Source organism: Dehalobacter sp. 12DCB1, assembly GCF_004343605.1.
GTDB lineage: Bacteria > Bacillota > Desulfitobacteriia > Desulfitobacteriales > Syntrophobotulaceae > Dehalobacter.
The window spans coordinates 137362-149610 of sequence record NZ_POSF01000019.1; the positions used below are offsets into that span (position 1 = coordinate 137362).

The 12249-nt window shown below is 45.3% G+C and carries 10 protein-coding genes and 1 other annotated feature; of the genes, 1 reads left to right on the plus strand and 9 read right to left on the minus strand.

Annotation, left to right across the window (positions count from 1 at the left end; genetic code table 11):
- Nucleotides 1-38: 38 nt before the first annotated feature.
- The 9 genes from rpoC to rpmG all read right to left on the minus strand — a co-directional run bounded on the left by rpoC (nucleotide 39) and on the right by rpmG (nucleotide 11177).
- Entirely contained in the window at nucleotides 39-3491 is a 3453-nt protein-coding gene (rpoC, locus tag C1I38_RS12820; protein WP_020491314.1) for a DNA-directed RNA polymerase subunit beta', read from the minus strand.
- A gap of 56 nt (nucleotides 3492-3547) precedes the next feature.
- On the minus strand, nucleotides 3548-6988 hold the full coding sequence (rpoB, locus tag C1I38_RS12825) for a DNA-directed RNA polymerase subunit beta (RefSeq protein ID WP_119774974.1): 3441 nt from the start codon (nucleotides 6986-6988) through the stop codon (nucleotides 3548-3550).
- Between the two features lie 569 nt (nucleotides 6989-7557).
- A complete protein-coding gene (gene rplL, locus C1I38_RS12830; protein WP_026156238.1) occupies nucleotides 7558-7935 on the minus strand; it encodes a 50S ribosomal protein L7/L12 in 378 nt (125 codons plus the stop codon).
- A gap of 162 nt (nucleotides 7936-8097) precedes the next feature.
- The gene (gene rplJ / locus C1I38_RS12835) at nucleotides 8098-8622 is read right to left on the minus strand and encodes a 50S ribosomal protein L10 (protein WP_020491317.1); all 525 of its coding nucleotides are present in this window, start codon (nucleotides 8620-8622) and stop codon (nucleotides 8098-8100) included.
- A 148-nt stretch (nucleotides 8623-8770) separates the two neighbouring features.
- Nucleotides 8771-8916, minus strand: a sequence feature (ribosomal protein L10 leader region).
- 42 nt (nucleotides 8917-8958) lie between these two features.
- Nucleotides 8959-9651: a 50S ribosomal protein L1 gene (gene rplA, locus C1I38_RS12840; RefSeq protein WP_020491318.1), complete on the minus strand. Its 693-nt coding sequence runs from the start codon at nucleotides 9649-9651 to the stop codon at nucleotides 8959-8961.
- A 57-nt stretch (nucleotides 9652-9708) separates the two neighbouring features.
- Entirely contained in the window at nucleotides 9709-10131 is a 423-nt protein-coding gene (gene rplK, locus C1I38_RS12845) for a 50S ribosomal protein L11 (RefSeq protein WP_020491319.1), read from the minus strand.
- Nucleotides 10132-10161: 30 nt separating this feature from the next.
- Nucleotides 10162-10689 carry a transcription termination/antitermination protein NusG gene (nusG, locus tag C1I38_RS12850; RefSeq protein WP_020491320.1) on the minus strand — a complete coding sequence of 176 codons (528 nt, stop codon included), beginning with the start codon at nucleotides 10687-10689 and terminating at the stop codon, nucleotides 10162-10164.
- A gap of 48 nt (nucleotides 10690-10737) precedes the next feature.
- On the minus strand, nucleotides 10738-10989 hold the full coding sequence (secE, locus tag C1I38_RS12855; RefSeq protein WP_015043956.1) for a preprotein translocase subunit SecE: 252 nt from the start codon (nucleotides 10987-10989) through the stop codon (nucleotides 10738-10740).
- A gap of 38 nt (nucleotides 10990-11027) precedes the next feature.
- Nucleotides 11028-11177 carry a 50S ribosomal protein L33 gene (rpmG, locus tag C1I38_RS12860; protein ID WP_119774973.1) on the minus strand — a complete coding sequence of 50 codons (150 nt, stop codon included), beginning with the start codon at nucleotides 11175-11177 and terminating at the stop codon, nucleotides 11028-11030.
- 233 nt (nucleotides 11178-11410) lie between these two features.
- On the opposite strand from rpmG, the gene C1I38_RS12865 reads away from it, so the two are divergent.
- Nucleotides 11411-12226, plus strand: a complete 816-nt coding sequence (locus C1I38_RS12865; protein WP_119774972.1) for an amidohydrolase family protein — start codon at nucleotides 11411-11413, stop codon at nucleotides 12224-12226.
- Nucleotides 12227-12249: the final 23 nt, after the last annotated feature.

The following is a 12249-nucleotide window of genomic DNA, read 5'->3' on the forward strand; positions in this document are numbered from 1 at the left end:
TAGCAGTAGCCTATTTCTATGTCAAGAATACAATTGCTCTAGACTTCAGTCCTGGACTGAAGGGCCCCGCCGTCTGTGACTTTCAGGGTGCGGTATTTGGACATCCCGGTACCGGCAGGGATTAGTTTTCCGATAATGACATTCTCTTTCAGGCCGATCAGCGGATCGACTTTTCCTTTAATGGCAGCTTCTGTGAGCACTCTGGTTGTCTCCTGGAAAGATGCTGCCGAGAGGAAGGAGTCGGTAGCCAGCGATGCCTTGGTAATTCCAAGCAGCACCGGACGACATTCAGCAGGTTCTCCGCCTTCCTGCAGGACTTTCTGGTTTTCCTCCTCAAACTCGAAGATATCGATCAGTCCACCGGGTAGAAGGTTGGTGTCTCCGGCTTCTTCTATCTTAACTTTTCTAAGCATCTGCCGGACCATGACCTCGATGTGTTTGTCATTGATATCAACGCCTTGCAGACGGTATACCCGCTGCACTTCTCCGAGCAGGTAAACCTGTACACCGATTATTCCTTTGATCTTCAACGTATCATGGGGATTAACGCTGCCTTCAGTCAATTCATCACCAGGGGAAATGACCTGGCCATTCTTGACTTTAAGGCGGGAACCGTACGGTATCGTATAGACTTCCTGTTCCCCGGCTTCACTCATGACTTCCACTTCTCTGCGGCCTTTGACTTCTTTAATCGTGATTGTGCCGCTGATTTCGGAGATAATCGCTTGGCCTTTAGGCTTGCGTGCTTCAAACAGTTCCTCTACCCTCGGCAAACCCTGGGTAATGTCGTCTCCGGCAACACCACCGGTGTGGAAAGTACGCATCGTAAGTTGGGTTCCAGGCTCACCGATAGACTGGGCAGCAATAATGCCGACTGCTTCGCCGATTTCAACCTGACGTCCGGTGGCAAGGTTTCTGCCATAGCATTTCTTGCAAACGCCGTAACGGGTCTTACAGTTCAGCACGGACCTTATCTCAACTTTGTCATAAACATCAGCAATCGCTTTGGCTTGTTCTTCATTGATTTCGTAATCGGGAGAAGCCAGCAGTTCACCTGTTTCAGGATGATAGATCTCTCTTACCGGGAAGCGTCCTACCAGACGTTCTTCCAGTTTTTCGATCATTTCACCGCCTTCCTTGATGTCTTCGACCATGATGCCTTTATCGGAACCACAATCATTCTCCCGAACAATGACATCCTGGGATACATCGACAAGTCTGCGGGTCAGGTACCCGGAGTCGGCAGTTCTAAGTGCGGTGTCAGCCAAACCTTTGCGCGCACCGTGTGAGGAAATAAAGTACTCTAATACAGTTAGGCCTTCACGGAAGTTGGCTTTAATAGGCAGTTCAATCGTCCGGCCTGACGGGTCAGCCATCAGTCCGCGCATCCCGGCCAACTGACGCAGCTGTTGAATATTACCGCGGGCCCCGGAATTGGCCATCATATAAACCGGATTAAATTTATCCAGTGATTCCATTAACGCTTTCGTTACGGAATCATTTGCTTTAGTCCAGATATCGATAACGAGGCCCTTACGCTCTTCATCTGTAATGAGACCGCGCCGATACTGCAGTTCAGTTTTGGCAACAGCAACATCTGCTTCACCCAGAACGGTCTTCTTTGCTCCAGGAACCTTAATATCATCAATACCGACAGTTACGCCGGCCTGCGTTGAGAACCGGAAACCAAGGTTTTTGATTCCGTCGAGCAGGGAGGCTGTTTTTTCGTAACCGCAAAAACGATAGGTCTTGGCAACAATCTTATCAAGAGATTTCTTGGTGACCATTTCATTAATATAGCCGGCTTCTTTAGGAATTACAGTATTGAAGATCATTCTCCCTACGGTGGTTTCCAAAAGCTCTCCGTCTTTACGGACTTTGATTATCGCCTGGAGATGAATCGCTTTGGAATTATAGGCCAGAACGGCTTCATCATGATCCTTGAATACCTTGCCTTCGCCAAGAGCTCCGGGTCTTTCCATCGTCAGATAGTAACAGCCCAGAACCATGTCCTTGGTCGGTGATGCAACTGGACGGCCGTCCTTCGGGTTAAGGATATTATGTGCGGATAGCATAAGCAGCCGGGCTTCAGACTGAGCTTCAGCGGAAAGCGGCACGTGCACAGCCATCTGGTCACCATCGAAGTCAGCATTGTAAGCCGTACAAACGAGCGGGTGAATCTGCAGAGCCTTACCTTCAACAAGTATAGGCTCAAAAGCCTGAATTCCAAGCCTGTGTAGCGTTGGCGCACGGTTCAGGAGTACAGGATGCTCGGCAATAACCTTTTCCAGGACATCCCAGACCTCCGGCCTTACTCTTTCCACCATTCGTTTGGCGCTTTTAATATTATGGGCATAACCCTCATTAACTAAGTTCTTCATCACAAAAGGCTTAAACAGCTCAATCGCCATCTCTTTCGGCAGACCGCACTGGGAAAGCTTCAGTGTCGGTCCGACAACGATAACAGAACGGCCGGAATAGTCAACACGTTTTCCTAAAAGGTTCTGACGGAATCTTCCCTGCTTGCCTTTTAGCATATCACTCAACGATTTTAGCGGTCTGTTGCCAGGTCCGGTCACAGGCCGTCCGCGGCGGCCATTGTCAATCAGTGCGTCAACAGCTTCCTGAAGCATTCTTTTTTCGTTACGGACAATAATATCCGGAGCGCCAAGATCAAGAAGCTTTTTCAGCCTGTTGTTTCTATTAATAACTCTGCGGTACAGATCATTCAGGTCGGAGGTTGCAAACCTTCCGCCGTCCAACTGAACCATTGGGCGTAGTTCGGGTGGAATAACCGGGATCGCATCAAGAATCATCCATTCCGGACTGTTTCCGGACTGTTTAAATGCTTCGACAACTTCCAGGCGTCTGATCGCCCTGATTTTCCGCTGACCGGACACTTCCTTAAGCTCGGTACGAAGTTCCTCGTTTAGTTTATCTAGATCAATCTCATACAATAATTCCTTGATGGCCTCAGCACCCATCTCTGCCTTGAAGCCACTGCCGTATTTTTCTCTGGCCTCCCGGTATTCTGTCTCGGTAAGAAGTTGCTTTTTCATCAAGGAGGTATCCTTTGGATCAACAACAATATACGCGACAAAATATAGAACTTTTTCCAGCGAACGCGGTGACATGTCCAGCAGAAGCCCCATTCTGCTCGGAATCCCTTTGAAGTACCAGATATGGGAAACTGGCGCCGCCAGCTCAATATGTCCCATTCTCTCGCGGCGGACTTTGGATCTCGTTACTTCAACACCGCATCGGTCACAAATGATACCTTTATAACGGACTCTCTTATATTTACCGCAGTGGCACTCCCAGTCACGGGTAGGGCCAAATATTTTCTCACAGAAAAGGCCTTCTCTTTCGGGCTTTAAGGTACGGTAATTAATGGTTTCAGGTTTTTTTACTTCCCCATAGGACCATTTACGGATCATCTCCGGAGAAGCCAACCCGATACGCATCCTCTCAAAATTATTCACATCAAGCATGGTATTTTCTCCTTTCGCCCATCAACATCAAGCTTTCTCAATCTCAAACGCACATTTTACTTGTAATCCGGATCAAAATCTTCAGACATGTTATCGCTGAAATCATCGTCCAGATCATTAACAAGATCATCACCAAGGTCAGACTCGGGAACACTCAGGATAGGGAAATCTTCAGTTTTGTCATTCAAGTTGTCATCCATATCTTCATCTAATATTTCGTCTTCATTATCATAGCCAATACCGCTTTCGTCATTGGCATCAATCACGGAATACTGATCATCCATTCCCAGTTCATGAGCAACTTCTGTGACGTCATCATCCAGATCCTTAATTTCAATTTCCTGATCTTCTTCTGAAAGTACAGAAACATCAAGTCCAAGGCTCTGCAATTCCTTAATAAGCACCTTAAATGATTCCGGCACGCCCGGTTCAGGGATATTTTCACCTTTGACGATTGCTTCGTAGGTCTTGACCCTGCCTACCACATCATCGGACTTAACGGTAAGTATTTCCTGCAGCGTAAACGATGCGCCATAAGCTTCAAGCGCCCATACTTCCATCTCTCCGAAGCGCTGACCGCCAAATTGTGCTTTACCTCCTAACGGCTGCTGGGTAACCAGCGAGTACGGACCTGTGGAACGGGCATGGATCTTATCATCGACAAGATGGTGGAGTTTTAACATATACATGTAGCCAACAGTAACTTCATTATCAAAAGGCTCACCGGTACGGCCGTCATAAAGAACGGATTTTCCATGTCCAGGAAGCCCGGCCTCTCTCAAGGTGTCAAAGACATCATCTTCTCTGGCTCCGTCAAAAACCGGTGTAGCAATATACATGCCCAGTGCTTTAGCGGCCCAACCAAGATGAGTTTCAAGAACCTGTCCGATATTCATACGGGATGGAACGCCGAGCGGATTCAGAACGATTTCAATCGGCGTGCCGTCCGGCATGAAAGGCATATCCTCCTGGCGCATGATTCTGGAAATAACCCCTTTGTTTCCGTGCCTTCCTGCCATTTTGTCGCCGACGGATATCTTACGTTTCTGAGCAATATAGACTCTTACCAGTTGATTGACCCCAGGGGCCAGTTCATCGCCATTCTCACGCTTAAATACTTTAACATCAACGACTTTTCCCGCCTCGCCGTGCGGAACACGTAAAGAAGTATCCCTGACTTCTCTGGCTTTTTCACCAAAAATTGCCCTTAGCAGGCGTTCCTCAGCCGTAAGCTCTGTTTCCCCTTTTGGAGTAACCTTGCCCACTAAGATATCTCCAGGGCGCACTTCGGCACCAATCCGAATAATACCGCGTTCGTCAAGGTCTTTCAAAACATCTTCTCCGACGTTTGGAATATCTCTCGTAATCTCTTCAGGCCCAAGCTTGGTATCCCGGGCATCCGCTTCGTATTCCTCAATATGAATGGACGTAAAGTAATCTTCTTTAACCAGTTTCTCACTGATCAGAATAGCATCCTCATAGTTGTATCCTTCCCAGGGCATAAACGCTACCAGAACGTTTCGCCCAAGGGCAAGTTCTCCATTATCTGTGGACGGGCCGTCGGCTATTACCTGACCGGCACCGATTCTCTGGCCTTTGACAACAATCGGTTTCTGATTGATACAGGTTCCCTGGTTACTGCGCGTATATTTCAAAAGTCTATTCCGGGTTGTTGTGCCGTCATTGTTTTGAATGATGATCTCATCGGACGTAACTCGTAAAGCAGTTCCTTCTTTCGGAGAAACCAGGCAGACACCGGAATCAACAGCAGCCTTATACTCCATGCCAGTGCCGATATACGGTGCATCTGTTTTAAGTAAAGGTACAGCCTGACGCTGCATGTTGGAACCCATTAGCGCACGGTTGGCATCATCATGCTCGAGGAATGGAATCAAGGCGGTCGCAATCGATACCATCTGCTTCGGCGAAACGTCCATATACTGAATGTTTACCGGAGGGACCAGGACAAAATCTTCACCGTGGCGCGCTTCGATCTTTTCGCTTAAAAACTCCCCATTTTCACCAACAGCGGCATTGGCTTGGGCAATAATGTATTTTTCTTCTTCATCAGCTGTTAGGTAATGAATCTCATCCGTCACCTTGCCGTTTTCTACTTTGCGGTAAGGCGCCTCAATAAAGCCATATTCATTGATGCGACCATACGTGCTGAGTGAACCAATTAAACCAATGTTCGGACCTTCAGGCGTTTCAATCGGACACATCCGGCCATAGTGGGAATGATGCACGTCGCGCACTTCAAATCCAGCTCTCTCTCTGCTTAAACCACCAGGTCCCAGCGCACTGAGACGGCGTTTATGCGTAAGCTCGGCAAGCGGATTGGTCTGGTCCATAAATTGTGATAACTGGCTGCTGCCAAAAAACTCTTTAATTGCAGCCACGACCGGACGTATATTGATCAGCACCTGAGGTGTAATCCCCTCAATGTCCTGAATCGTCATTCTCTCTCTTACCACTCTCTCCATACGGGAGAGACCGATTCTGAACTGATTCTGAAGAAGCTCACCAACCGAACGCAAACGTCTGTTTCCAAGGTGATCAATATCATCAATATGTCCTTCACCATTGATTATTTTAAGCATCCGAGAAATCGATGCGATGATATCCTCAGATGTTAAATGCCGTATGTTCTTGGGAATATCCAAACTCAGTTTGTTGTTCAGCTTATAACGGCCTACTTTTGCCAAATCATATCTTCTAGGATCAAAGAATAAGGATTCCAGAAGACTGCGAGCACTCTCGACCGTAGGTGGTTCTCCTGGACGAAGACGTTTATAGATTTCAACCAGCGCTTCTTCCGTCGATTCCGTATTGTCTCTTTCCAGCGTAATTTTAATGTTCTCATTATCATCGAAGGCTTCGAGGATCCGGCCATTGGTTGAATAGCCAAGGGCTCTGACCAGTACAGTAGCCGGTAGTTTACGGGTTCTGTCAACCCGGACAAAAATATTATCATTAATATCTGTCTCAAATTCCAACCAGGCACCACGGTTCGGAATAATCGTCGCGCCGTAAAGCTTTTTACCGCTGGTGTCAATGGTTTCAGAATAATAAACGCCGGGCGATCTTACCAACTGACTGACAATAACACGTTCCGCACCATTAATAATGAAGGTGCCTTTATCAGTCATCAGGGGAAAGTCCCCCATAAACACTTCCTGCTCTTTAACCTCTCCTGTTTCCTTATTAATAAGGCGTACTTTGACTCTGAGAGGCGCTGCAAACGTAACATCACGTTCTTTACATTCCTCAACCTCATATTTTGGATCGCCGAGGCTGTAGTCTATGAATTCCAAAACCAGATTTCCGGTAAAATCCTGAATTGGGGAAATGTCGCGAAACATTTCGCGCAGTCCTTCCTTCAGAAACCACTCGTAGGAATTCTGTTGAATTTCGATTAAGTTGGGCATATCCAGAACTTCCCGAAGCCTCGCATAACTTGCCCGTTCTCTTGTTCCAACTTTGATAGGATTCACCATGCCGTTTCACCCTTCCAGTGTATTTTCCTGATCGTTCCAACAGAAAACTAGATAATCAAGAAATAATTATAATCGTTTGCGAATACCTTAATACAAATATTCATTAGTATCCAAACACCAAAAAGCAAAGAGCAGATAGGCATAAACAACCAAAAGCAAGGCTTTTTTGGAAAAAACCTCGCTTCAATGTTTATGGAGCTGCCTCACACGAGATGCAATACATCCACACTATTATCTCCCAACTTTATTGGTTTGTCTTAGCTTAAGATCACAGTGACAGTTATTAATCTTAACAAGTATACCGATATTTGTCAAGTGTATATTTTGCTATTTTTTTACTAATTTTCATCCCTGCAACATCTTTTTACCAATAAAGGTTAAATATCTTCTATTATATATTAAATTCCAAAAAGTTAAAGGTATTTAGATATTTTTCAGCTTGGTTCTAGTCAATATTCCATTAGTCGGTCCAGAACGCATTTGGCATCAACGAATACCCGGCGTTAAATAAAAAACTGAACCGGTTTAAGCATGGCCGGTTCAGTCTGCAATACATTTTTCGTTTTAAATTATTTTACGTCTACGCTGGCACCAGCTTCAACAAGTTTAGCTTTGATAGCTTCAGCTTCTTCTTTGGCAATTTTTTCTTTAACAGGTTTCGGTGCGCCGTCAACGAGATCTTTAGCTTCTTTTAAACCAAGACCAGTGATTTCACGGACAACTTTGATGACGTTGATCTTAGCAGCGCCAGCGCTGGTCAAGATAACATCGAATTCTGTTTGCTCTTCAACAACAGGAGCAGCAGCACCAGCTGCCGGAGCAGCCATAACAGCTGCGGGAGCAGCAGCGCTTACCCCAAACTCTTCTTCGAAAGCTTTAACGAGCTCAGCAAGCTCAAGAACGGTCATACCTTTTACGGCTTCTAAAATTTCGGCAGTTTTGGACATTAGAATATCCTCCTTAAAATAATTCACATATTTTTTATTTTTGTTTTGACCAGTCATTAGATCTGTTAACATCCGGTACCGTCCAAACCTTCGTGTCAGATATTGGATAGTCCCAGAGTCTGAGCATGCATCGGGCCTCGGGCATCGAATCCCGTGCCTCGACTATGCCTGGGCTTCTTTAAGTTTACGAACTTCTTCCAAAGCATAACCAAATTTGCGGATAGGCCCTTGCAGAACGTTGACCATTCCTTGAAGTGGACCTTGCATTCCGGCAAGTACCTGGGAAAGAAGAACTTCTCTGGACGGAAGATTTGCAAGATCTTTTACTTTGTCGGCGTCAATGACCTTGCCGTCAAGAACTCCAGCCTTAATGGTCAGGCTCTTGTTTTTCTTGCTAAATTCACTGAGAATTTTCGCAGGAGCAACAGGATCTGTAGAAAAAGCTAAAGCAGTGGGACCTTCCAGAAATTCATCCAAACCGGTAATCCCGATTTCGTCTGCAGCCCGGCGAACCATTGTATTTTTTAATACGCGGTATTCAATACCGGCCTGGCGAAGTTCTACTCTCAAATTGGTTACCTGCGATACCGTCAGACCTCTGTAGTCTGCCAGGATCACTCCGCTTGCACCTTCAAACTTCTGTTTGATATCTTCAACAACTTTTTGCTTCTCTTCAAAATTTGGCATACACACACCTCCTTCCGAACGCATACTGCCGTATGTGTTTCGTTCACCGCTCCTTGCCATCCATGGCTACCACGGCATTAGGCCAGTTGAATATTATTCATCCATGACGTATTCGATACTAGGCACTTCCAGTACCGTCGTCCATTGGCCATTAAATAAAACTTGCCTCTGCTGGACGCAGAGGCAAGATTATTAATGTCTTTCATGTCTTCAAAAGACGATCCTGTCTCCACCTCGGCAGGAAATTAAGCTTAATAAAGCACCTGCTTTCTACAGCGGAAAATTGCTATTATTTTTTTGAATCTTACAGTATATCTCGGCCCTTAAAAAATGTACTCAGACAATCTTTAAAGGATTGATTTTCACTCCTGGTCCCATGGTAGAGGATACCGTTACGCTACGGACATACTGTCCTTTAGCAGCAGCAGGTTTTGCTTTCATGACAACTTCAGCAATGGTTTTGTAGTTGTCTATCAGCTTATCCTGATCAAAAGAAACCTTGCCGATCGGTACATGAATGATACCGGCTTTATCAGCCCTGTATTCCACTTTACCGGCTTTAATTTCTTTAACTGCTCTCTCGACATCAAATGATACAGTTCCGGTCTTTGGGTTCGGCATGAGGCCCTTGGGTCCCAAAAGCTTACCCAGCTTACCGACAGTACCCATCATATCCGGTGTTGCTACAGCAACATCAAAACCAAACCAGCCCTGTTGAATTTTTTCAACCATATCTTCAGCACCGACAAAATCAGCGCCAGCAGCTTCGGCTTCTTTAGCTTTGTCACCCTTGGCAAAAACAAGGACACTTAATGTTTTGCCAGTACCATGAGGAAGAACAACCGCTCCGCGGATCTGCTGATCAGCATGGCGGGTATCAATTCCTAATTTGAAAGCAACTTCAACGGTTTCATCAAATTTTGCCTTGGCATTGTCTTTTACTACGCCAAGAGCTTCGGCAGGCTCAAATAAAGCCTGATTATCAAACGCTTTTAAAGCGTTAAGGTATTTCTTACCTCTTTTTGGCATCTTTCTTTAACCTCCTTGTGGTCTTCGGGCCAAACCCTCCCACATTGTTCAAAGGAATTAAATAATATCAATCCCCATACTGCGTGCAGTCCCTTCGACCATCCGCATTGCAGCTTCAACGCTTGCTGCATTTAAGTCCTTCATCTTTTGCTCAGCAATTTCCCTTACTTGATCCTTGGTCACTTTTGCAACCTTTTGCTTATTCGGAACAGCTGAACCAGACGGAATGTTGGCTGCCTTCTTAAGCAATACGGATGCCGGCGGAGTCTTCAGAACAAAAGTAAAGGAACGGTCTTCATAAATCGTAATCTCTGCAGGAATGATCAGTCCAGCCTGATCCTTCGTTCTTTCATTGTATTCTTTGCAGAAGCCCATGATATTAACACCGTGCTGACCCAAAGCAGGACCAACCGGAGGTGCCGGATTTGCCTTACCTGCGGTGATTGCTAATTTTACCAGTCCAATAACTTTCTTTGCCATAATTACACCTCCTTGCTGTGGAATATCTATTTAGTCAAGCTTTTCCACTTGCCCAAATTCGAGTTCGACCGGCGTCTCTCTCCCAAACATGGAAACAGAGACCCTGACTTTCTGTTTTTCTTCGAGGACTTCTTTTACAACACCAATAAAGTCTTTGAACGGACCAGCAATGACCCGAACAGACTGCCCGACAACAACGTCGATCTTGGTGCGGATTTTCTCGAGTCCCATTTGGCGCAAAATAACAGCGACCTCATGATCCAGAAGCGGAATCGGTTTGCTGCCGCTTCCTACAAACCCGGTTACCCCAGGCGTATTGCGGACCACATACCACGAGTCGTCAGTCATGTCCATTTCTACCAAAACGTAACCTGGAAATACCTTGCGTTTGGAGATTTTTTTCTTACCGTTTTTTATTTCGATCTCATCTTCCATAGGAACTAAAACGCGAAAGATTTTATCCTCCATATTCATGGATTCCACGCGTTTTTCCAGATTTGTTTTCACCTTGTTCTCATATCCGGAATAAGTGTGAATAACATACCAGTTCTTCGTCATTAACCGAAAGCCTCCTAAGAAAGATTCATCCAATTGTCAAGTGAATTGTTAAATGCCAAGCAGATTGGTCATTGCGTACGTTAGCCCGCTGTCTACAATCCAAATCAACAAAGCAACAATTGCCACAGAAACAAGCACGACACCTGTATAGGTCAGCAACGTCTGACGTGTCGGCCAGTGCACTTTTTTCAACTCAAGTCCAACTTCACGAAAAAAAGCAAACCGTTTTCCGGGGTTCTTAAACCTATTAAGAAAGCCGCCTTTTGCACCTGTGGTATCTGCTTTCTTTGCCACTGCCATATCTTCACATCCTTAACGGAATATTCTTCCGGGTCGTACTATTTTGTTTCCTTATGAACAGTATGAGCCTTACAAGTTTTACAGTATTTTTTGATTTCAATACGATCTGGGTCATTTTTCTTATTCTTATTGGACTGATAATTTCTGTTTTTGCACTCTGTACAAGCCAATGTGATTGCAACACGCATTCGGAACACCCCCCCGGCAATGGCATTAAACTGCATATTTTACAAGTCGCACAGAATAATTTAACACAATAATAAAGTCTTTGTCAAGGAAGATTACTTTGTATGTCACAAATAAACTGTGAAATCCTCTTGCCAAAATAGGCAGAACGAATTAGGATTGTATTATTGTCGATATTTATTCATTATATCATAACTGTGTTTAGAAAATAAAAAAAGAATTAGAGGTCTGTTTTATGTCCAATCCAGATTACCCAAACATTTTTGATGCCCATGCCCATATTTTCCCACAAAAAGTAGCTTCCAGGGCAGTAGATTCCATCCTGTCCTTCTACGACGAACTTATACAAGATATGGAGCCGGGAAAAGGAACCGCCTCCGATCTGATCGCTTCCGGTGCAGGCGTCGGGATCAACCGCTTTTTAATTTCCTCAACCGCTACGAGAACAGAACAAGTCGAGTCAATCAACGATTTCATTGCCGGTGTTTGCACCGATCCGCAGTTTGTCGGCTTCGGCACCATGCATCCTGAATTTCCTAATCCTCAACTGGAAATCGAGCGAATACTTTCACTCAGTTTAAAAGGCCTGAAGCTTCACCCTGATTTTCAGGAATATAACATCGACGATCCATCTTTGTTTCCTATATATGAGGCAGCCGAGGGCAAATTACCGATCCTTTTTCATATTGGGGATATTCGGACTGACTACTCTCATCCACACAGACTTGCTCACATTTTGGAAATGTTTCCTGATCTAGTGGTCATTGCAGCCCATCTGGGCGGCTGGAGTTTGTGGGATGATTTTGACCACAGCCTGTTTGAGCGAAATGTCTACATCGACACGTCCAGCTCTCTGATGTTAATAGAAAAAGAAACAGCTGTTGATATTATTCGCTCCCATGGCATTGATAAAGTACTGTTTGGCACGGATTACCCAATGTGGTCACCCGAATCCGAACTTGAGCGTTTCTTATCACTTGGCCTGACGAAAGAGGAAAACCAGAAAATCCTCTGGGAAAACGGCAGAAAACTGTTTGGCCTGCAGCCGTGAACCCTACAATACTATGAAATCAA

Coding starts and splice junctions, on each gene's coding strand:
- secE (WP_015043956.1), bottom strand. CDS start 10,989: ATGGCAGTGGCAAAGAAAGCAGATACCACAGGTGCAAAAGGCGGCTTT.
- rplA (WP_020491318.1), bottom strand. CDS start 9,651: ATGCCAAAAAGAGGTAAGAAATACCTTAACGCTTTAAAAGCGTTTGAT.
- rplK (WP_020491319.1), bottom strand. CDS start 10,131: ATGGCAAAGAAAGTTATTGGACTGGTAAAATTAGCAATCACCGCAGGT.
- nusG (WP_020491320.1), bottom strand. CDS start 10,689: ATGACGAAGAACTGGTATGTTATTCACACTTATTCCGGATATGAGAAC.
- rplL (WP_026156238.1), bottom strand. CDS start 7,935: ATGTCCAAAACTGCCGAAATTTTAGAAGCCGTAAAAGGTATGACCGTT.
- C1I38_RS12865 (WP_119774972.1), top strand. CDS start 11,411: ATGTCCAATCCAGATTACCCAAACATTTTTGATGCCCATGCCCATATT.
- rpoC (WP_020491314.1), bottom strand. CDS start 3,491: ATGCTTGATGTGAATAATTTTGAGAGGATGCGTATCGGGTTGGCTTCT.
- rpmG (WP_119774973.1), bottom strand. CDS start 11,177: ATGCGTGTTGCAATCACATTGGCTTGTACAGAGTGCAAAAACAGAAAT.
- rplJ (WP_020491317.1), bottom strand. CDS start 8,622: ATGCCAAATTTTGAAGAGAAGCAAAAAGTTGTTGAAGATATCAAACAG.
- rpoB (WP_119774974.1), bottom strand. CDS start 6,988: ATGGTGAATCCTATCAAAGTTGGAACAAGAGAACGGGCAAGTTATGCG.